This is a genomic window from Flavobacterium sp., from assembly GCF_028689845.1.
Classification (GTDB): Bacteria; Bacteroidota; Bacteroidia; order Flavobacteriales; family Flavobacteriaceae; genus Flavobacterium.
On sequence record NZ_JAQVCH010000027.1, the window covers coordinates 1 to 22,695 of the forward strand.

At 34.6% G+C, this 22,695-nt stretch carries 18 protein-coding genes; 6 read left to right on the forward strand and 12 right to left on the reverse strand.

The features are described 5' to 3' along the window. Positions 1 to 448: 448 nt before the first annotated feature. Genes PHR76_RS10275 through PHR76_RS10285 form a run of 3 tightly spaced genes read right to left on the reverse strand, consistent with a single transcriptional unit; the run spans position 449 to position 1,884 of the window. Entirely contained in the window at positions 449 to 670 is a 222-nt protein-coding gene (locus PHR76_RS10275; RefSeq protein ID WP_300061985.1) for a hypothetical protein, read from the reverse strand. Between the two features lie 29 nt (positions 671 to 699). After that, entirely contained in the window at positions 700 to 1,092 is a 393-nt protein-coding gene (locus PHR76_RS10280) for a DUF5675 family protein (RefSeq protein WP_300061988.1), read from the reverse strand. A gap of 36 nt (positions 1,093 to 1,128) precedes the next feature. Further along, a complete protein-coding gene (locus PHR76_RS10285; protein ID WP_300061991.1) occupies positions 1,129 to 1,884 on the reverse strand; it encodes a hypothetical protein in 756 nt (251 codons plus the stop codon). Positions 1,885 to 2,164: 280 nt separating this feature from the next. On the opposite strand from PHR76_RS10285, the gene PHR76_RS10290 reads away from it, so the two are divergent. Continuing rightward, entirely contained in the window at positions 2,165 to 2,368 is a 204-nt protein-coding gene (locus PHR76_RS10290; RefSeq protein ID WP_300061994.1) for a hypothetical protein, read from the forward strand. A gap of 591 nt (positions 2,369 to 2,959) precedes the next feature. Here the strand turns inward: PHR76_RS10290 and guaB are convergent. From guaB to PHR76_RS10315, 5 genes are all read right to left on the reverse strand, one after another. Then, positions 2,960 to 4,432 (reverse strand): IMP dehydrogenase, encoded by a 1,473-nt coding sequence (gene guaB / locus PHR76_RS10295; protein ID WP_300061996.1) that lies wholly within the window; start codon positions 4,430 to 4,432, stop codon positions 2,960 to 2,962. 63 nt (positions 4,433 to 4,495) lie between these two features. Further along, positions 4,496 to 5,185, reverse strand: a complete 690-nt coding sequence (locus PHR76_RS10300) for a lysoplasmalogenase family protein (RefSeq protein ID WP_300061998.1) — start codon at positions 5,183 to 5,185, stop codon at positions 4,496 to 4,498. Then, positions 5,178 to 7,172 (reverse strand): NAD-dependent DNA ligase LigA, encoded by a 1,995-nt coding sequence (ligA, locus tag PHR76_RS10305; protein WP_300062001.1) that lies wholly within the window; start codon positions 7,170 to 7,172, stop codon positions 5,178 to 5,180. Before ligA ends, PHR76_RS10300 begins: the two co-directional genes overlap by 8 nt. Positions 7,173 to 7,217: 45 nt before the next feature. Continuing rightward, entirely contained in the window at positions 7,218 to 7,694 is a 477-nt protein-coding gene (locus PHR76_RS10310; protein ID WP_300062003.1) for a DUF6495 family protein, read from the reverse strand. A gap of 107 nt (positions 7,695 to 7,801) precedes the next feature. Next, positions 7,802 to 10,126, reverse strand: a complete 2,325-nt coding sequence (locus PHR76_RS10315) for a UvrD-helicase domain-containing protein (RefSeq protein WP_300062006.1) — start codon at positions 10,124 to 10,126, stop codon at positions 7,802 to 7,804. Between the two features lie 113 nt (positions 10,127 to 10,239). Between PHR76_RS10315 and PHR76_RS10320 the strand changes: the two genes are divergently transcribed. Next, a complete protein-coding gene (locus PHR76_RS10320) occupies positions 10,240 to 10,764 on the forward strand; it encodes a hypothetical protein (RefSeq protein WP_300062009.1) in 525 nt (174 codons plus the stop codon). An 867-nt stretch (positions 10,765 to 11,631) separates the two neighbouring features. Here PHR76_RS10320 and PHR76_RS10325 read toward each other — a convergent pair. Further along, positions 11,632 to 13,698 (reverse strand): M1 family metallopeptidase, encoded by a 2,067-nt coding sequence (locus PHR76_RS10325; RefSeq protein WP_300062012.1) that lies wholly within the window; start codon positions 13,696 to 13,698, stop codon positions 11,632 to 11,634. 289 nt (positions 13,699 to 13,987) lie between these two features. Between PHR76_RS10325 and PHR76_RS10330 the strand changes: the two genes are divergently transcribed. The 4 genes from PHR76_RS10330 to PHR76_RS10345 all read left to right on the forward strand — a co-directional run bounded on the left by PHR76_RS10330 (position 13,988) and on the right by PHR76_RS10345 (position 20,196). After that, positions 13,988 to 16,207, forward strand: a complete 2,220-nt coding sequence (locus PHR76_RS10330; protein ID WP_300062015.1) for an NADP-dependent isocitrate dehydrogenase — start codon at positions 13,988 to 13,990, stop codon at positions 16,205 to 16,207. A 119-nt stretch (positions 16,208 to 16,326) separates the two neighbouring features. Continuing rightward, a complete protein-coding gene (locus PHR76_RS10335) occupies positions 16,327 to 18,705 on the forward strand; it encodes a TonB-dependent receptor (protein ID WP_300062018.1) in 2,379 nt (792 codons plus the stop codon). 3 nt (positions 18,706 to 18,708) lie between these two features. Beyond that, positions 18,709 to 19,524 carry a DUF4249 domain-containing protein gene (locus tag PHR76_RS10340; protein WP_300062021.1) on the forward strand — a complete coding sequence of 272 codons (816 nt, stop codon included), beginning with the start codon at positions 18,709 to 18,711 and terminating at the stop codon, positions 19,522 to 19,524. 9 nt (positions 19,525 to 19,533) lie between these two features. Next, a complete protein-coding gene (locus PHR76_RS10345) occupies positions 19,534 to 20,196 on the forward strand; it encodes a thiamine diphosphokinase (protein ID WP_300062024.1) in 663 nt (220 codons plus the stop codon). Here the strand turns inward: PHR76_RS10345 and PHR76_RS10350 are convergent. From PHR76_RS10350 to PHR76_RS10360, 3 genes are all read right to left on the reverse strand, one after another. Beyond that, positions 20,193 to 20,924, reverse strand: a complete 732-nt coding sequence (locus tag PHR76_RS10350) for a hypothetical protein (RefSeq protein ID WP_300062027.1) — start codon at positions 20,922 to 20,924, stop codon at positions 20,193 to 20,195. The two genes, PHR76_RS10345 and PHR76_RS10350, sit on opposite strands and share 4 nt — an antisense overlap. Positions 20,925 to 20,930: 6 nt before the next feature. Beyond that, on the reverse strand, positions 20,931 to 21,419 hold the full coding sequence (locus tag PHR76_RS10355; RefSeq protein WP_300062030.1) for a hypothetical protein: 489 nt from the start codon (positions 21,417 to 21,419) through the stop codon (positions 20,931 to 20,933). Between the two features lie 71 nt (positions 21,420 to 21,490). Then, the gene (locus PHR76_RS10360) at positions 21,491 to 22,672 is read right to left on the reverse strand and encodes a M28 family peptidase (RefSeq protein WP_300062033.1); all 1,182 of its coding nucleotides are present in this window, start codon (positions 22,670 to 22,672) and stop codon (positions 21,491 to 21,493) included. Positions 22,673 to 22,695: the final 23 nt, after the last annotated feature.

A 22,695-nucleotide genomic window follows, 5' to 3' on the forward strand; every position in this document is an offset into this window, starting at 1 on the left:
TTTGTCTATCATAACTATGTAAATATATAAAATGTTAAAAAGTTATTTCCGAAAATTTTTGAGCTTTTTAAATTAGCTCAAATTTTCAGAATAACTTTTTAACTTACACAGTTCGTGGTATACTACCGGAATTTCACTATTAATCCAACTGGGAATTTTTGCCCATCTTGCCATAAAAAAACATTCGACTTTTCAATTAAAGTTACTGTTGAATAAAAAAGCCCATTCCTTTAGGTTTGGGCTTTCATTTGTTTAACTCTAAGGTCACCACAACGAGAGTTAAACTTATTTTTTGTGCTTCTTACAGAGGTATTTGAGCAACACCGAAATTGAAAAACTCACGACAGCTCCAATACTTGCAAGGATTACTGTTTTTATCACATCTTCTGAGTTCAAATTGGGTAACATACTCAAAAAAGTACCTCCGGCAGTTCCAACTAAAGTTGAATTACTGTGGCTGCTCATTCTTTTCAACAGTCAACTGACTAACTGCTGAAATAACTCCACCTGCAACAGCCACATAACCACCAACGGTAGTCACAATTACTGGCAAAGCAACTGGAGCAGTTAAAACAGCTGTACCAACGGTAGCCAATACCAATCCAATAGTTCGAAGCACTTTAAAAAACTTTGGTGTGGGAGCACTCGCTCTCTCTACAATTTTATTCATAATCTACTTTTTTGTCATCCTGTAAGGATCTATTGAACAATTAATTCGACACTTTCATTTTCATCCAAAGCTTGATAAACAATATCTTTCAGTTTATTAAAAGCTTTCCGAGACATCAAACCAATTCCTGGACCAGAAAGTTTAGTAACAGGAGCAATACAGCCTTGCAATTCCTTTTGGGCATTGTTAGCAGGATGAAAAAGAATGAATTTTCTATTTGGTACATCCATTACTTCCAAATGCCATTTGTATTTGGCACTGTATCGCTTTCTAATAAAATATTTCCCCTCCGGAATGCAGGAAACCTTCGTTTCGTTCATCTTCCACGGTAATTCAATTGTTTTGCAAATCAATTTACCTTCGCATTCGAGTTTACCATTCGTTCCTTCAGGGAAATAAGTTCTAGTTAAAAATAAAACCATACTTCTAAATTCTGATTTCTAATTTCTAACTTAAGATTACAAACCACTAACTTGTACCAAGGAAAGCGGATTAAAAGCTCCATTTTTCAACGGATACATTTGTCCATTCACTTCCTGATAGAACTCTAAACCAAGAGCCAAAAACAAAGGTTTAGTACTGTTAGGCGTAACAGTATTAACTTGGTTAATAGCCACCGTTGGAGCAGCATTCCATGGCAAAATAGCAGTTTCAGAATTCTCAACCACAAACGTTTCAGCTTCAAAATCAACTTCAGCTCCCGCTGAAATAATTTTAAAGTGCGTTGTCCCGGATGGTGCAGCAATCATGTTCGCAGGAACGAATGGTGGCAAGGTAACTGACACTTCACCTGTTACTCGATCGATAGCTCCTGTAAAAGGAGCATACAAACTGGTACCAAGTTTTCCACGAATGTTAAACTCAAAACCGGTTAGCAATTCTGCCTCACCATCAATCACATTTCTCAAACCTCTTTCACTCACTTCATCAGCTTGAATCACTTTCATCATCCGCTGAGTCAATCGGCTCACCATTCTACTATCCGCAGAATTCAAAAGCAAAGCTCTCAAAGAAGTTCTTAGAATTTTTCCGGCCTTCCCTGCCCGTCCAAACTCAGCTCCATTCTCACGCGTTCTTTGAAACGCAGCATCATTAGCGATTCTACTAGCATCAATTCCGCCTTTTTCTCTCGCTAAATGCCCATCTTGAGTTTTGTAAAAGGTAATATCCCCGATAGTACCTTTCAATTTAATTATGCCTTTCTGTCTAGCCACAACTTCAAAATTTAATTCAACATTTGGTTTGCTTTCACAAACCTCTCACGACTCCATCATTCTAAATTTTGTTGCAACAGTTTCAAATGATCATAACAAAGATTACAAAGCTTTCTGCAAAAGAAAAAACCACTACTGTACCATATGTCCAAAATCGACACAAATGTCCAAAATGAACATAAAAACACACTCAATCAGTTTAAAAAATTATAATTAAATTGCAGAAGATTTTCTGCTCGTCAGAAGATAGTCAAAGCCTAATCAAAGGCATGGATAAAGTATGAAAGCCACAGTAAAAAGAATATGTATCTATCCAAAAGACATTGAACGTATCACAGGCAAGAGTTACAGACAAAGTACCAGAATATTAAAAGCAATCAAAAAAAGCAACAATAAGCTTGATAATGAATTAGTAACAATTGAAGAGTTCTGTCAATACACAGGTTTGAAAATTGAACAAGTAGAACCGCTCATTTTTGGGTAGATTTAGAAATGATAAACTAGAATATTTATTCTTATAAACTTTCGATTATGCACTTAACTAGTTCATTTTTTAGTCACAATAAATGAGGCTTTCATTAGGTTTATTTCTTGTAATTTATTAATTTTACATCATAAGATTTGATGATTCTTGCAGTAAAGATGCAAAATCGAGACCCTAGTTTTTTAGGTTTGAAAAACCACAGTAAAATAAAGGTGATAGCAGTTTGGTTCGAATCCTGCTCTCCCCACAAACCAAAAACTCCCAATACGTCAAAAGCTTGCTTTTGACGTATTGGGAGTTTTTGGTTTGGGTAAGGTTTCCTAACCCAGGCTCACCGGAGGTACTCCAATGTAACTTGCCACTAAAATGCTTTTGAAAACCTAAGAAACCTTACCACAAAAAGGGCTCTGATTTTTAAACGTCTCTTTTGTTAGTATCGGGAGTTTTTGGTTTGGGCAAGGTTTCCTAACCCAGGCTCACCGGATGTAATCCAATGTAACTTGCCACTAAAATGCTTTTGAAAACCTAAAAAACCTTACCACAAAAAAAGGATCTACTTGCGTATATCCTTTTCTAATTTATTATTTTAAATTATCTTGAGTAGTTGGGTGCTTCTTTCGTTATCGTTACATTATGTGGATGGCTTTCCCCTATTCCACTCGCTGTAATCCGAACAAACCGCCCTGTTTCTTGTAACGTTGGGACATCTTTTGAACCGCAATATCCCATTCCTGCTCGAAGTCCACCAATAAATTGTTGCATACTTTCGTTTAGTTCACCTTTATAAGGCACGCGTCCCACAATTCCTTCAGGAACTAATTTTTTTACATCATCTTCAACATCTTGAAAATAACGGTCTTTTGAGCCATCTTCCATTGCTTCAATTGAACCCATTCCTCGATACGATTTAAATTTTCTTCCTTCAAAGATAATGGTTTCCCCGGGAGATTCTTTTGTGCCTGCTAATAATGAGCCAAGCATGACACAGTCGGCTCCAGCAGCTATCGCTTTGGGAATATCTCCCGTATAACGAATTCCGCCATCGGCAATAACCGGAACGCCGCTGCCCTTAATCGCTGCCGCAACTTCTAATACCGCAGAAAATTGTGGAAATCCAACGCCTGCGATCACTCGTGTTGTACAAATAGAACCAGGGCCTATTCCCACTTTCACTGCATCAGCACCATGTTCTACTAAATAAAGAGCCGCTTCAGGTGTGGCTATATTTCCAACAACGACATCCAAATTTGGAAATTTCGCTTTCACTTGTTTCAAAACCGTTACCACGCCTTGGGTATGTCCGTGAGCGGTATCAATCACCACCGCATCAACGCCAGCATTGACTAAAGCAGTCGCACGTTCTAACGCATCGGCTGTGACGCCTAAGGCTGCGGCCACTCGCAATCGACCAAATCGGTCTTTATTGGCGTTTGGTTTTTGTGTTAATTTGGTGATATCCCGAAAGGTAATTAGTCCAATTAGTTTATAATTTTCATCTACAACAGGAAGTTTTTCTATTTTATTTTCTTGTAAAATACCTTCTGCTTCTTGTAGTGTAGTTCCTTTAGCGGCGGTGACTAATTTTTCAGTGGTCATCACCTCTAAAATAGAACGTTGGTTTACTTTTTCAAAACGCAAATCGCGATTCGTAACAATACCTTTTAAAATACCGTTTTCATCTACTACCGGAATACCACCAATACTAAATTCTCGCATGGCCTGTTTGGCATCACCTACGGTTGCTGATAAAGGCAAGGTTACGGGGTCGATAATCATTCCTGATTCGGCTCTTTTTACTTTTCTAACTTCTGCCGCTTGTTGTTCTATCGACATGTTTTTATGTAAAACCCCAATACCGCCTTCTTGAGCCATAGCAATAGCCATTAAACTCTCGGTAACCGTATCCATCGCTGCTGAGGCAATGGGAACATTTAACGTTATATTTCTTGAAAATTTAGATTGAATGCTTACGTCGCGAGGCAAGACTTCTGAGTAGTTTGGAATTAGCAAAACATCATCGTAGGTTAATCCTTCGCCGATGATTTTAGTCGTGTGTGCTTTCATGGTTGCAATTTGTAGTTGAATTGCGTGCAAATATAAAAAAATTAAGGGAAAACTCCGTTGGATTTATCGTCTAAATTTAGAAGGCTTTTCATTTCGAACCAAGAAGTAGGAAACCATGCAATAATAAGACGCTAATTGAAAGAAAATATTGATATAATTAAACATTTGTAACGGTTCAATAAAATGATAAAAAGAATAAAAAACGTCTGAAATCACGATACATAAAGCCATGATTGAAAAATATAATGCCGCTTTGGAAGCATCGGAAAAGAAATTAAACAACGAGATAACGGTTAAAACCAACAAACAAATGCCATAAAATAAGAAAATGACATATCGTTCGGTTGATTTTGGTTCGATTAAATCGATAATGGAAAAAATAACAAACAATAAAAAACAAACACTAATAACTCCAAAACCAATATTGTAAACAGTAAGTTTTTGAGGGACTAAGTCTTCTATTCCGAATTTAATTAGAATGATATAACAAATGATAAAACTAAAAATAATCCACAAAATTTCAAATTGAGGATCAATCAAAAGGATCATGTCGCCCACAAAACAAGCTAAAATAGCAATTGAAAACCACCAGTTCACTCGTTTATATCGGTATTGCAAATAGTAAAAATAAATTGCCGGAATCACAATTGGTTTGACAAGTTGCTCCAATTCTTGTTTGTGTAAAACAACGGCAATTAATACCAAAAGACTGGAAAATAAATAGAGTAATAAAGCTGGTTTAATTTTACTCATTTAGTAATTGAACAAATTCGTTTTCACTAATTATTTTTACCCCTAATTGAGTCGCTTTTTCCAATTTAGCAGGACCCATATTTTCGCCAGCTAATACAAAATCTGTTTTTGAAGAGATAGAACTGCCTACTTTTCCACCATTATCTTCAATAGCTTTTTTTAATTCATCTCTAGAGAATTTTTCAAAAACACCAGAAACGACAATAATTTTTCCTTCTAAAATGGAACTTACTACAGTCGATTTAGATTCATCTACGGCTAATTGAACACCTACTACTTTTAAGCGTTCCATCAATACAAGGTTTTCTTGATTTTCAAAAAACTCGACTACGCTTTGCGCAATTTTATCTCCAATTTCATCCACTAAAATCAAGTCCATCAAACTGGCATTGGCAATCGCGTCAATATTCTTATAATGTTTGGCTAATTTTTTGGCTACAGTTTCGCCTACATAACGTATTCCGATAGCATACAAAACACGCTCAAAGGGAACTTCTTTCGAATTTTCAATCCCATTAATTAAGTTTTCGGCACTTTTTTGTGCCATTCGCTCCAACGGAAGTATTTGTTCTATTTTTAAATCATACAAATCGGCATAAGTATGAAGGAGTCCGTTTTTATATAACAAAGCCACTGTTTCACCACCTAATCCTTCAATATCCATTGCTTTTCTAGAAATATAATGCTGAATTCGTCCAATAATTTGAGGTGGACAACCATAAAAATTCGGACAATAATGATTGGCTTCTCCTTCTTTACGTTCTAATTTTGTTTGACATTCTGGACAATGCGTAATATATTGTGTGGGTTCAGTTTCACTTCCTCTTTCGGCGACCGCAATAATTTTTGGAATAATTTCACCTCCTTTTTCTACAAAAACGGTATCGCCTACGCGGATATCTAATTTTTCAATTTGGTCGGCATTGTGCAACGAAGCACGTTTGACCACCGTTCCAGCCAACTGAACGGGTTCTAAATTGGCTACAGGCGTTATCGCTCCCGTTCGCCCTACTTGATAGACAATCGAATTTAAACGGGTTGCTACTTGTTCCGATTTAAATTTATAAGCCATTGCCCAACGAGGGGATTTAGCGGTATAACCCAATTCGTCTTGGTATTGCAACCGATTCACTTTAATCACAACGCCATCCGTTTCATAAGGCAAATCGTGTCGGTGTAAATCCCAATAAGCAATAAAATCAAAAACTTCTTGTAAATTTTTGGCTAAAACAGATTGTGTTGGCACTTTAAAACCCCATTTTCTGGCGGCTTCTAATCCTTCAAATTGGGTTAAAAAAGGCAATTGATTTCCTACAATCGTATAAAGCAAACAATCCAAAGGCCGTTTGGCTACTTCGGCACTATCTTGCAGTTTTAAACTTCCTGAAGCGGTATTTCTCGGATTAGCATAAGGGGTTTCGCCAATTTCAATTAATTCTTGATTCATTTTTTCAAATCCTGCAAAAGGCAAAATAATTTCACCTCGAATAGTAAAAATCGGCGGATAATTACCTTTTAATTGCAACGGAATAGACCGAATGGTTTTAATATTCGCCGTGACTTCATCGCCTTGAAACCCATCGCCACGGGTTACTGCTTTTTGAAGCTTTCCGTTTTCATAGGTAATGCTAATGGAAGCTCCGTCATATTTTAATTCGCAGGTATATTCTAAATCTACATTCCCTAATAACTTCTGAATCCGGTTTTCCCAATCTAGTAATTCATCAGCAGAATAGGAATTGTCTAAAGAATACATCCGCTGTTCATGGACAATCGTATTGAAATTTTTCGTAATGCTTCCTCCGACTCGTTGCGAAGGTGAATTTTCATCATAAAACGCTGGATATTTTTGCTCTAAGACTTGCAATTCTTTTAAAAGCTGGTCAAATTCAAAATCAGAAATCGTTGGTTTATCCAATACATAATAATTGTGATTATGTTGATTGAGTTCGTTGCGTAAGCTTTCAATTTTTGCTTGAATTTCCATTTTAATGAGTGGCTGAGTTACTGTGTAGCTGAGAACTTTAGTTATTTATTTTGAATTGAGGATGTTGTCAATTTGCTGATACAATTGGCCATCGCTTAAAATAGCACCTTCTTGAATAATTTTAAAGATGGCACTGTTTTTTTCTTCTTCATATTTTTTCTTTCCTACATGAATTTCAATGGCATCGGTAAACAAATTATTCACCATCCATTCCAAACCTTTTGTGGTCATAAAATCTGTTTCAGGCTCAAGCGATTTTAAAACAATTGATTGTACATCACTTTCTAAACAATGAAAAAGAAAAATATGATTTTTTGAAAAATGCTCTAAATAACTGGTTTGACTCAAAACGCCTTCCCAAATTAAATCGGAAAACACATCGAGTTCTTGCTCAGCTACTTCGGGTTTATTGGTTTTGATTTCGTCCCATTCTTTTTTATCGATGGATTGACTGGCTAAAAAAGTTGCAAATTCTTGATGAAGGGATTCAAATTGTTCTTTGGTTAATCTTGTATATTTCATTTTTTATGAGTTGCTGAGATTCTGAGTTGCTGAGTTTTAATTTTGTTTTTATTTCTTTACTATTTTATGAAATCCTTTTTTTGTGTATTGAATACTGTAAACTAAATCTACCCAATCACATCTAGTTTTGCAAAACGCAATAATAATTTTTTTATTCCGCCCACGTCAAATTTTATTTCGGCTTTTTTATCGGCTCCTACACCTTCTAAATTCAAAACTACACCTTTTCCGAATCGTTCGTGCATGACCACATTTCCTTGTGCTAATTTCGAATCAAATAAGTTGGCATTAGTTGGTGCACTTCCGGTAACGGGTTTTAATTTTCTAACCGTGCTTGTTGGTTCTTCGCCATAGCGTTTTGGAGGTGTTCCGTTTGTTGGTTTTGCCAATCGCAATTTCGATTTGTCTACATCGCCAAAAATATCGGTATCTATCATCGGTTTATAACGGTAGCCTGTTTCTATGGGACTGATGTATTCTATATAATCTTCTTTAATTTCTTCAATAAAACGGGATGGTTCGCTATCCATTAATTTTCCCCATCGGTACCGCGATTGAGCATAAGTCAGATATGCTTGGTGTTCTGCTCTGGTTAAAGCGACATAAAACAAGCGGCGTTCTTCTTCTAACTCGCTTCGGGTGTTTAAACTCATCGCACTGGGAAATAAATCTTCTTCCAATCCGACAACAAAAACGGTTGGAAACTCCAATCCTTTGGCTAAGTGAATGGTCATTAAGGCTACGCGGTCATCATCGCCCGTATCTTTGTCTAAGTCGGTTGCCAAAGCTACATCTTCCAAAAATTCTGATAAAGCTCCACGTGCTCCGTCAATTTCACGTTGTCCTTCTGTAAAATCCTTAATTCCGTTTAATAATTCTTCAATATTTTCAATTCGGGCAATACCTTCTGGCGTTCCGTCTTTTTTTAATTCTTGTATCAATCCTGTTTTTTTACTAACATGATCGGCTAGAAAAAACGCATCTTGCTTTTCATTCAGTACCTGAAAACTTTTAATCATCATAACAAAATCTTCCAACTTTCGTTTGGTCCCTGCGTTGAGTTTTAAATCAATTTTATCAATGTTTTCCATCACTTCAAAAATCGAACGTTTGTAATGATTGGCGGCTACAGTTAATTTCTCAACGGTGCTGTCTCCAATTCCCCTTGCGGGATAATTGATAACGCGAATTAAAGCTTCTTCATCTTTTGGATTGATAACCAATCGTAAATAACACAACACATCTTTGATTTCTTTACGTTGATAAAAAGACAAGCCGCCATAAATTCGGTACGGAATATCTCGTTTTCGCAACGCATCTTCCATCGCTCGTGATTGGGCATTGGTTCGGTATAAAATAGCAAACTCGCCATTTTTCATCTGGTTTCGCATTTTTTCTTCAAAAATGGTGGCGGCTACAAAACGGCCTTCTTCCCCATCGGTAATGCTTCGGTTCACTTTAATTTTAGGCCCGTCCTGATTATGAGTCCAAACAACTTTGTCTAATTTGGTTTTATTTTTATCAATAATAGAATTCGCCGCTTCGACAATATTTTTGGTCGAACGATAATTTTGCTCAAGTCGAAAGGTTTGTACGTCGGCATAATCTTTTTGAAAATTCAAGATATTATTGATGTTGGCTCCACGAAATGCATAGATACTTTGGGCATCATCACCCACGACACAAATATTCTGAAAACGATCGGACAAAGCCCGAACAATCAAATACTGCGAATGATTGGTATCTTGGTACTCATCTACCAAAATATATCGAAAACGATCTTGGTATTTGGATAAAACTTGGGGATAACGATTTAATAATTCATTGGTTTTTAACAACAAATCATCAAAATCCATGGCTCCTGCCTTAAAACAGCGTTCAACGTAATTTTGATAAATTTCACCCATACGCGGTTTTTTACTCATCGCATCGGCTTCTTGGAGCTCGGGATTATTGAAATAGGCTTTCACCGTAATCAAGGAATTCTTATAGGATGAAATGCGGCTAAAAACTTGTTTAGGTTTATAAATATCTTTGTCCAATTGCATTTCTTTGATAATGGCACCAATTAGTCGAACACTATCTTGAGCATCATAAATGGTGAAATTGTTTGGATAGCCTAATTTTTCAGCTTCGATACGAAGAATTTTAGCAAAAACAGAGTGAAACGTTCCCATCCACAGATTTTTTGCCTCATTGCTTCCCACGATATCGGCAATTCGTTTTTTCATTTCGCGAGCGGCCTTGTTGGTAAACGTGAGCGATAAAATATTGAATGCATCGACTCCTAAACTCATTAAGTAAGCAATTCGCATGGTGAGCACCCTCGTTTTTCCTGAGCCAGCACCAGCAATGACAATCATTGGTCCGTCTTTTTGAAGAACTGGAGCTTTTTGAGCTTCGTTGAGTTGATTTATATATTCTTGTATCATAGTTTTTAGCAAACCTCAAAAATAAGCTTCCTACTGATTTATTACAATTAAAATTGTAACGAATTATCAACTAATATGCTATTTTTGCTATTTGACTAAAATTTGTATAAAAGATGGATGCTACTAAAGTGATTGAACTGCTTGCTTATACCTTACCGGCCTTGATTACGGGAATAATTGCCTATTATTTTTTTAATGCTCATTTAAAAAATGAAGAAGGAAGACGCCGATATTTATTGCAAAAAGAATTACAAATGGAATCTCTTCCCTTGCGTTTACAGGCATACGAACGGATGGTTTTATTTTTAGAACGTATTAATCCTGCTAAATTGTTAATTAGAGTCACTCCGTTTTCAGATGATAAAAATGCATATGAAACTTTTTTAATTCAACAAATTGAGCAAGAATTCGAACACAATTTAACGCAACAAATTTATTTAACCGAAGATTGTTGGACGGTGATTACGACTGCAAAAAACTCAATTATTCAAAACATTCGAAAAAGTAACATGAGCGAAAAAGTAGATTCTTCACACAAGTTAAGAGAAGTTATTCTGAGTGATTTACTCGATAAACAATCGCCAAGTTATGCGGCAGTAAGCTATTTAAAAACCGAAGTAATTGTGCTGATGAGTTAGTTTTGAATTGGATAAACTATAGATTAGATTTTTTATTTCTATTTTATTGATTTTTAACCATATAAGTCATATAAGCTAAGTAGGGAGTGGAATTTATTGCAAGTTGGATAAACTATAGATTTGATTTTTTATTGATCTTTTATTGATTTTTAACCCTATAAGTCATATAAGCTAAGTAGGGAGTGGAATTTATTGCAAGTTGGATAAACTATAGATTTGATTTTTTATTGATCTTTTATTGATTTTTAACCATATAAGTCAAATAAGCTAAGTAGGGAATGGAATTTATTGCAAGTTGGATAAACTATAGATTTGATTTTTTATTTCTATTATATTGATTTTTAACTACATAAGTCATGTAAGCTAACTTAGGGAATGGAATTTATTGCAAGTTGGATAAACTATAGATTTGATTTTTTAATTCTATTTTATTTATTTTTAACCATATAAGTCAAATAAGCTAACTTAGGGAGTGTAATTTATTGCAAGTTGGATAAACTATAAATTTGATTTTTTTTCTATTTTATTGATTTTTAACCATATAAGTCAAATAAGCTAACTTAGAAAGTGGAATTTATTGCAGGTTGGATAAACTATAAATTTGATTTTTTATTGATCTTTTATTGATTTTTAACCATATAAGTCAAATAAGCTAACTTAGGGAGTGGAATTTATTGCAAGTAGGATAAACTATAGATTTGATTTTTTATTGATTTTTAACCATATAAGTCATGTAAGCTAAGCAGGGAATGGAATTTATTGCAAGTTGGACAAACTATAGATTTGATTTTTTATTTCTATTTTATTGATTTTTAACCATATAAGTCATGTAAGCTAAAGGAAACTCATCTGTTTAGATTCAAGAAGCTATTCTAACAGCCTTTTCAATTGTTTTTGTTCTGCTTCATTCAAGCTTGGCATCATTTCTTCAAAATATTTTTTGTGCCGCTCCGTTTTAACTAATTCTCGAATTTGATTACGGGCAAAAAGGGTGAATTGCCATTTGTGAAGCGTGGTGGCATTGACTAAATTCCTAAGGATATTTTCATCATTTGGATTTAAAAACAATAAATTCGTTAATGCATTTTGACGAATAGAACTTTCAAATTTAGGTGAACTATATTCAATCAACTCATCATAAAAATTAACTTTTTGTTGCATTTCATACTCTTTGGTCATTAAAGCTAATGTCAACCAAAGAATGCGTAAATTCTTGTCGTTAAATCCTATCCAATCTTTAGAAAGATTCAAATAGTCTGTTTGTTTTTCTGGAAACAATCGCCATAACGTTCCTAACGCAATTTCTTTGGTAATATAAGAATCATCCAAAAGTAAGGTTTCATATGATGCTTGAAAATCGATTGGGATTTCAACCATAATCCGAGCAATGGCTTGACGTACTTTCAGGTTTTGAGTGGAAAGAGCAAGCTGCAAAAGTTCTTTTTTTTCTTCGTACGGAATTTCTGCTAATTGATAAATCACCTCTTCTTTAATAGGATAAAAAAGGAAACTTTGCATTATCTCGATAAGACTTCCCTTCTTCTCTAAAAAAGAATTATTTTGCATATCAACCAATTCCAAATAGGAGCTCATAGAGCTATTTTTTCGAAGAAGTTGCAAAGCATCATTGACTTCAAAACCTGCTTTTTCTAACCAAATTTGTTGAAATGTAGTTGTATCAAAAGTAGAAACCGCATTTACTTCTTTTAAAAAATCAGCCGTATTTACATTTTTATAGCCATATTTTTTCAAGTAATTTTTAACTGCTTTTTGAAAATTTGTTGCTCCAATTTGTGCTCTTAAATAGTGTAGAGCCCAAGCTCCTTTTTGGTAAAAGGTCAGTGAACTTGCTTTTTCATTGAGCAACGGAACCGTATCGGTTGAAGATGCTTGTTGCAAACGTTCGGCCATTTCATATAATTTCCATTGAAAATGATCCTCTCCAAAAAGTTCTTTTTCAGCCAATAAAGCATAATACGTGGCAAAACCTTCTTGCAGCCAATGGTGTTTTCCGGTTTGTGCTGTCACCAAATTTCCAAACCATTGGTGTGCCAATTCATGTGCGTTAACATTAACATAGGTTTTGTCGTTAAACCCGGTATCATCGACAACAAAATCTTGTGAAAAAATAGTAGCCGTTGTATTTTCCATTCCAGCATATAAAAAATCACGAACGGGAACCTGTCGGTAGATTTTCCAAGGGTAATTCACCCCAATTTCCTTTTCAAAAAAATCAAAAATTTGAGTAGAATAACGATAAGTCGATTCGAATTTTGCAGAATCATTTTCATCCAAATAAAATTCTAACGGTGTGCCTGATTTTGTTTTAGAAGATTGTTTACTAAACTTTCCAATGGCCAGCATGACTAAATAAGAAGACATTGGCTTTTGCATTTGGTATTGCCATTTTTTGGAATTATTCATAGGAATATCTTCCGTATGATGTAAAACGCCATTTGAAATCACCTCAAAATGATTGTCAAAAATAATATTCAAATTAAAAATAACTTTCTCGTTCACATCATCAAAACTAGGCAACCAATGACTAGTAAATTTTCCTTGTCCTTGTGTCCAAATTTGCAAATCCGTTTCCGAACCAATAAAATATAAAGTTTGTTTTGGTTTAGCTTTATAGCTAAAAGTAAGGCTGTTTTTTCCTTTTTTAAAACCTTCAACTAATTTTAGTGTTTTAGAATCACTTTTATATTTCACCAATTTACCATTGATTTTAACGGATTCGAAATCCATTTTAATCGCATCAATTGAAATTGTATCAATGAGAGAAAGTACTTTAAATTCAAATTTCACTTCTCCAGAAATAGTTTTTTCAATTGCATTTGGATAAACGGTTGCGTTCATCGATTCAAAATCAACTTTAGTTATTTGTTGGCCAAAAGAAGTAGAAAAGAAGAATATAAATAATAAATTTCGCATGAAAATAGGTTAATGATGAACAAAAGTAACGAAATTAAAAAAAATAGAAAATAATTATTCATTTGCTTCATCATAAACACTTTACTATTGAAATAATTTCACTCAAAATAAAATGAAATTCTCAAAAAATTAGTTCATTTTTAGCAATTTACTAATTTTAGGGCTCTAGATTATCAAATTGACAAAACAAGCGTTTTCAAAAGCTCGATTTCATTATATTTTGAGGTATTTTTTGTAACTTTGCTTGCCTAAAAGGTAAAATACAACAACTCAAACCAATACAATACCTATGTCAAAATCCAAAATTATATATACAATTACGGATGAAGCTCCTATGCTTGCCACTTATTCTTTTTTACCAATTGTTAAAGCTTTTACTGCTCCGGCAGATATTACTGTTGAAACACGAAATATTTCGTTAGCGAGTAGAATCATTGCTAATTTTTCTGAGTTTTTACCTGAAAATCAACAAATTAAATACGACTTAGCAGAATTAGGTCAATTGGCCACCAAGCCAGAAGCCAATATTATTAAATTGCCGAATATTTCTGCCTCTGTACCACAATTAAAAGAAGCAATTGCCGAATTACAAAAGTTAGGCTATGCGATTCCTAATTTTATAGAGAATCCGCAAACCGAAGAAGAAAAAGTAATCAAAGCAAAATTTGCAAAAGTATTAGGTTCTGCTGTCAACCCCGTTTTGCGTGAAGGAAACTCAGACCGTCGAGCTCCTAAAGCTGTAAAAAATTATGCTCGAAAACATCCACATAGTATGGGTGCTTGGAATTCTGATTCGAAAACACATGTAGCTCACATGACACAAGGCGACTTTTACGGAAGTGAGCAATCAATGGTGATGCAAGAGGCGGCAAAGTTTAAAATTGTTTTTGAAGCAAAAGATGGTACAACCAAATTATTAAGAGACTATGCTCCACTTTTAGGTGGAGAAATTATTGATAGTGCTGTTTTAAATATAGCTGCTTTGAAAAAGTTTATTACACATGAAATAGAAGATGCCAAAGCAAAAAATGTTTTATTTTCTGTACACCTGAAAGCGACCATGATGAAAGTTTCAGATCCTATTATTTTTGGAGCGATTGTGGATGTATTTTTTGCAGAGGTTTTTCAAAAATATGCTACTCTTTTTCAAGAATTAGGTATCAATACTAAAAATGGATTAGGTGATGTGTATGCTAAAATTGCAGGACATCCTCAACAGCATGAAATTGAAACTGCCTTAACGGAAGCCATGGAAAAAGGACCCGCCATAGCAATGGTAAATTCTGAAAAAGGAATCACAAATTTACACGTTCCTTCTGATGTGATTGTCGATGCTTCCATGCCTGCAATGATTAGAACATCAGGTCAAATGTACAATTCGGCTGGAAATCAACAAGATACAAAAGCAATTATTCCGGATCGCAGTTATGCTGGAATCTATACAGCCACCATTAATTATTGTAAAGAACACGGAGCTTTTGACCCTAAAACGATGGGAAGCGTTCCTAATGTTGGATTAATGGCACAAGCAGCGGAAGAATATGGCTCGCATGATAAAACCTTCCAAATGGAAGAATACGGCGTCGTAAAAGTAATTGATGGAAATGATGTGGTGTTGATGCAACAAGCTGTTGAAAAAGGAGATATTTTTAGAATGTGTCAAGTCAAAGATGCTCCAATTCAAGATTGGGTTAAACTAGCCGTTAATCGAGCTCGGTTATCCAACACACCCGCCGTTTTTTGGTTAGATGAAAATAGAGCTCACGACAGACAAGTAATTGAAAAGGTAAAAACCTATTTAAAAGACCACGATACCACTGGATTAGCTATTCAAATTTTAAATCCAATTGAAGCGACTACTTTTACCTTAGAGCGTATTTCGAAAGGATTAGACACGATTTCTGTCACTGGGAATGTTTTACGCGATTATTTAACCGATTTATTTCCAATTTTAGAAGTAGGGACATCCGCAAAGATGCTTTCTATCGTGCCGTTAATGAACGGAGGTGGGTTATTTGAAACTGGAGCTGGCGGTTCTGCTCCAAAACACATTGAGCAATTTATACAAGAAGGCTATTTACGCTGGGATTCACTAGGCGAATTTTTAGCATTAGGCGTTTCCTTAGAACATTTAGGTCAAACGCTTCACAATGAAAAAGCCTTAGTTTTATCGGAAGCATTAGATGAAGCAACCGAAAAATTTTTAGAAACCGATAAATCACCAGCTCGAAAAATTGGACAAATTGATGCCCGTGGTTCTCATTTTTATTTGGCTTTGTATTGGGCACAAGCACTTGCGGCACAAAATAAAGATGCCGAATTAAAAGCACTTTTTACACCAATTGCTGAAAAATTAGTAACGAATGAAGCTAAGATTAATGCTGAATTAATTGGTTCACAAGGGCAAAGTCAAGAGATTGGCGGCTATTATAGACCAACTCCAGAATTGTTAACCAAAGCCATGCGTCCAAGTGCAACCTTTAATGAAATTTTAGCGTTACTGAATTAATATTCAATTACTTTAAACTTAAAACGACTCGAAAGGGTCGTTTTTTATTAACCCTACTTTAACAACTGTTTTTTTATATATCTGAAGATTTTTCTTCACATTTGTTTAAAATTTACTATATGATTTTTAGAAAAAAATACTTCATTATTGTTCTTTTACTTTTTATGACGAATTTGTGCTTCGCTCAAGAAAAGTATACGATTAGCGGAACCATTACTGACCAACGAAATAATGAAACTTTATATGGTGTGAATTTTATCATTACCGAATTAAAATCAGGAGCGACTACCAACGAATATGGTTTTTTTTCGTTGTCATTACTCAAAGGAACCTATACCATTCAAGTGAGTTATCTTGGTTTTGAAACGATTACTGAAACAATTATTTTAGATAAAAATATTCGAAAAAATTTCGCTTTAAAAGAATCTAGTCAACAGTTAGAGGAAGTAGTTCTAACCGACCGAGTCATTAAAACCGAAATTAAAAAACCGGAAATGAGTGTCAATAAATTAAGCATTCAGGAAATTAAACAAATGCCCGTTTTGCTTGGTGAAGTTGATGTTTTAAAATCGCTACTCACACTTCCTGGCGTGACCAATGCAGGAGAAGGCCAATCTGGATTTAATGTCCGTGGCGGAAGTGCAGACCAAAATCTTATTTTGTTAGACGAAGCAACTATTTTTAATTCATCCCATCTTTTTGGCTTATTTTCTGTCTTTAATCCAGATGCAATAAAAGATTTAAAACTTTATAAAGGCGGAATTCCAGCACGATTTGGGGGTCGCTTATCTTCCGTTTTAGATATTTATCAAAAAGAAGGTAACAGTAATAATTTTCATTTGAACGGTGGAATTGGTTTAATTTCAAGTCGCCTTTTAGCGGAAGGACCTATTGTGAAAGACCGTGCTTCTTTTTTGGTCGCCGGTCGAGGCTCCTACGCACACCTATTTCTTCCGTTATTTAACAATGATAATTCAGCTTATTTTTATGATTTAAATACAAAAATTAGCTATAAAATAAATGAAAACAACAATGTCTTTGTTTCAGGATACTTTGGTCGTGACGTTTTTAGTTTAAACGAAAACTTTGTAAATACGTATGGAAATTCTGTTTTGAATTTACGGTGGAATCATTTATTTACTGATAAATTGTTCTCGAATATGTCCTTCATTTATTCTGATTACTATTACGGCTTAACCCTTGATTTTGTTGGTTTTAATTGGGATAGCGGTATCAAAAATTACAATTTCAAATATGATTTCAAACATTATTTAACCAATAAATTTAAATTGACTTATGGTTTAAATTCGATTTATTACACTTTTAATCCAGGTAAAATTGAACCTTCTGGTACTGACTCCAGTATAAATCCAGAACAATTAGCCAAAAAATACGCGTTTGAATCGGCTTTATATATCGATGCTGAGCATGAATTATCCAACAAAGTGATTGTGAGTTATGGTTTGCGATATAGTATGTTTTATCGTTTAGGAAATGAAACAATTAATGTATATGAAAATAATCAAGCGGTGAATTTTAATCCGATATTTCAAATTTATGAATCGGCCACTCCAACCGAAACGATAGATTATAAAAAAAACAAAACCATAGCCAGTTTTGATCATTTTGAACCGCGTTTAGGAATTTCGTATGCGTTTACCGAAGATCAATCAATAAAGGCCAGTTATAATCGGATGACACAATATTTGCATTTGATTTCGAATACGCAATCGCCTACTCCGCTTGATGTTTGGGCACCTAGTGATCGTTTTTTACGTCCTCAAATTCTAGATCAATTTGCCGTTGGATATTTTAGAAATTTTAACAATGATGACTATTCTTTAGAAGTTGAAACTTATTATAAAGACATTAAACACCGGGTAGATTATATTGACGGAGCCCAATTAATTGCGAACGAAGCCATTGAACAAGTCGTGCTTAACGGAGTTGGGCGTGCCTATGGTTTAGAAGTTTTATTCAGAAAAAACAAAGGACAATTTAGTGGCTGGATAGCCTATACTTTATCACGAAGTGAACAAAAAGTAGAAGGCCGAACACCGCTTGAAACTGGAATTAACAACGGCGATTGGTACCGTACAGGTTATGATAAACTCCATGATTTATCTGTAGTAGGAAATTATAAATTAAATGAAAAGTGGCGATTTGGAGCAAATTTTTCGTTGCAATCGGGGCAGCCGGTGACTTTTCCGAATGGACAATATGAATACAATGGCATTACTGTACCAAGTTATAGTAATCGCAATGAAAATAATCTTCCTACCTACCATCGTTTAGATGTATCTGCAACGTTGACTCCAAAATCTAATCTAGGCAAAAAGTGGCAAGGCGAATGGGTTTTCGGATTTTATAATATTTACAACCGTATGAATGCCGCTTCCATTACGTTTAGTCAAAATGACGAGACAGCTGTTAATGAAGCCATTCGTCTTTCTATTTTTGGTGCTATTCCAAGTGTTACTTACAACTTTAAATTCTAAATTATGAACTATACACAATCCATATCCATTATTTTAATGCTCTTTTTCATAATAAGTTGTGAAGAAGTGATTGAGGTAGACCTCGATACCGCTCCACCTAGATTAGTAGTAGAAGCTTCAATTAATTGGGATAAAGATACTGACGGAAATCAACAGTATATTAAATTGACAACCACTACAGATTATTTTTCAAATACGATTCCAACTGTTTCGGGAGCAACTGTTTTTGTTACCAACAGTTCTACTATTATTTTCGATTTTGTAGAAGGCAACAATCCCGGAATTTATGAATGTTCTAATTTTCTGCCCGTAATTAACGAAAGTTATACCCTTACAATTGTCTATAAGGGCGAGACTTTTGTGGCCACTGATAAACTCTTAGCTACGCCTCCCATCAAACGGATAGAACAAAAATATGATGGTGGAATTTTAGGAGATAACATCGAAGTAAAATTTATTTATGATGATATTGCAAATGAATCCAATTATTATTTACAGCAAATTGACGATCCTTACAAAGCAATTCCAGAATTTGGTATTTTAGAAGACCGCTTTTTTGAAAACAATGAACTTTTTGGTTTGTATTTTAGTGAAGATTTAAAAATAGGTGACCAATTGACCTTTACCTTGAATGGTATTACACAAAATTATTATAATTACATGAATATTTTATTGGGGCAATCTGGCGGTGGTGGTCCATTTAACACGCCTACCTCAACAATTAGAGGAAACGTAGTGAATCAAACCAATTTTGATAACTTTGCGTTGGGCTATTTCCGCTTAAGCGAACGAGCTCGCGTAACCTATATCATTGAATAAAAAGCGAATATGTCATCACACCATATTGTAAAAGACGACCAAGAACCTGCCTTAATTATAGCAAACGGAGCGGCTTGTAACGCGGAATTGATGGGACAATTATTGGAATGGTCGCCATGGATTGTAGTATTAGACGCTGCTATAGAACGTGTTTTAGATTTAAACATCAAAGTAGACGTTTTATTAGGCGATTTTGATAGAAATTTAGATTTAGAAAAAATCAAAGAAAGACAATATCCGATAGAAATTATTCATACGCCAGACCAACATAAAACAGATTTAGAAAAAGCGTTTGATTTTTTAATTGAGCGAAAATTTCCAGCCGTAAATGTGATTTGGGCCACAGGCAAAAGAGCTGACCATACGTTGACAAATATTACTTTATTAGCAAAATTTCGAAATCAACTGAAAATTGTTCTCTTTGATGACCATTCTAAAATATTTCTTTTACCAAAAAATTATCAAAAATGGTATCCTCAACACACAACACTTTCCTTGATTCCAATTGGAATTGTAAAAGGTATTCATTCCGATAATTTAGTTTATCCTTTGCAAAATGACACCTTACAATTAGGCTATCGCAGCGGAAGTAGCAATCAAGTGGCTAAAGATGGCTTGGTGAGCATAACACATGAAGAGGGCGATTTATTATTGATGGAATGTTGGGATTAAAAAGCAATTTTACTTTTAAAACCCGTTTGAGTAATATCCAATGAATTCAACTCATACCGATACATTCCGTTATCACCAATTGCAAATAAATCATTTCCTTTAATAATTACATCAAAACAGGATTGATCAATACTATGCACTAATTCGGGATTTTCTGGATTTGTAATTGAAAATATTTTAATTACGTCATCACACACAATCAAATAATCACCATATAACCCTAAACCTTTTGGGTATACTAAATTCCGGGTGTGAATTAAATTCGGGCTGCTCGCATCCGAAGTATCATAAACATGTAGTACATTCAAATTATTCCCACAAAAAGTAGTGGAATGTAAGGTTACAAATGCATGTGTTGCATTGGCTACCACGGGATCACAAGCAGTAAAATGTTGTGCTTCAGAGAGAAACGTTGGGTTTTCGGGACTTTCGATAGAATAAATAAACATTCCGTTTTGCGAACCAATGTATAATTTATTATCTAACGAAAATAACGTTTCGATGTTCATACCAATTGGTACATCATTCACTTTGACAGGTTGTTGCTCATTAACTAATGAAAAAACATGTAAGGTTTGATTATCAACTGTATATAAATAATTTCCTTTTAAAACAAAAATTGCCAAGGAACCACCTGTTCCATCACTTTTTGAAAAATCAGCATTGTCAGAAGAGCAGCCTACCAAAACCAATAAAACCAGTACGGTATATGTAAAATATTTTTTCATCGTCTGTTAATTTGGAATCCAATTAATAATGATTTGATTTTCTGTTAAAGGGGTATAATCACCTCCTGGCGATTGTTTTTGAGGAAACATGTTTCTGTTTCGATATAGAAATTGGTAAGTATTGCTCGTTGGTTGATAGGCTAAAGTAACTAGATCAACCGCCTGATTGATATAAAAAACATTATTCCGAATGGATAAATCAGTTGCACCAGGAACTTTTAAAAACGAAATCGGGATAGGATTTTCTGGATTTGAATAATTAAAAATATGGAAGCCTTCATTCACTTCATTAATAAACGCATAATCATCTTTTACATAAATTTTGCCCGACTTAATCACGCTTCGAGCAGGTAACAATTGAATGGAATTTTCAAAGGCTTCGCGTTCCATAATTTCAGCGTTATAAGAAGGAGGATACACTTCATCATCGTGTTGAAAAATACAACTCTGCACTAAAAACACAAAAATGGGTAGTAGAAAAATTCCTTTTTTCATAATCTAATCTCGGTTTAGGTATAACTTCTTTAGTTAGATGCACCTTTCGCCATTTGGTTGCTTTGCACTTTTTAATTTAATACAATTTTTTTGGAGTAAAACTGATTCGCAGAAGTTATTCGTGCTAAATACATACCTTTTGCTAAAGTAGAAACATCGATAGTTGCTTGATTTGCAGTTGGATAAAACTCTTTCTCCAAAACTATTTTCCCAAGCCAATCAATGAGTTGCAAGTTGATTTTTGGTGTTTCTAAATTCCCGAATGCAATGTGAAGTTGATTCTGTGCTGGATTTGGATAAAAAACCGCTTGATTAGTCTCTTTAAATTCTGTAATTGCCAACGGATTCGGATTCGCTACTGCATAATGTAACATTGCAGCAACTGCTCCTTTTGCGACATTATAATTAAAAACGGGATCCATATTACTTAATAAATCAGAATTAGAATGCGGATATGGAGATTCGTTGGTTTCAAATAATCCGGTGATTATTTCTCCGTTATTTTCAAACGGTACATAGTCTGAACCATAAGCGGATTCAATAATCGTATTTAAAGACGTATATAATTGAAAACAATTTTGTAACTCAATTGTTTTTTGAAAGGAAGCCGCATTATTAGAACTGGGATTACTCGTATCGCGTTCACACGTAATGGTATTATTTTCTTGTCCTGCCACGCTACCTACTTGGTCTAAATTCAAAACTACTTTGATATTTAATTTCGGACTAGTTGCATTTACAACCGAATTGACATAATACTCACTTCCTAGTAAACCGTCTTCTTCGCCACTAAAGTGAATAAACTTAATAGAATACTCTGTTGGAATATTTTGCAATAAACGAGCGACTTCCAAAATAGCTGCTGTTCCACTTCCGTTATCATTGGTGCCTGTACCGCTAACTGAATCATAATGTCCACAAATAATCACAAAAGTAGTTGGATAAACAGTTCCCGTTTTTGTTACAATTAAATTTTTACAGTTAAAAGCTCCGTTTTGATACACATTTTCTGTTAATTGCGTTGAGGCATATCCATAACTACTGTACTCATTCTTAATCCAATTCAACGTGTTTTGCAACGAATTTGTCCCTCTTCTTTTTACGCCAAAACTCTCAAAATCAGTCAAATGACTTATGATATTTGACTGTTGCGTTTGGTTAACCACATTCGCATAAGCTTGAATAAAATTTTGTGATTGAAGTGACGAACTTAGTAAAGTTAAAAATATGCAAGCTGAAAGCGTAAATTTCATAAATTTAGTTTCGACAAATATAT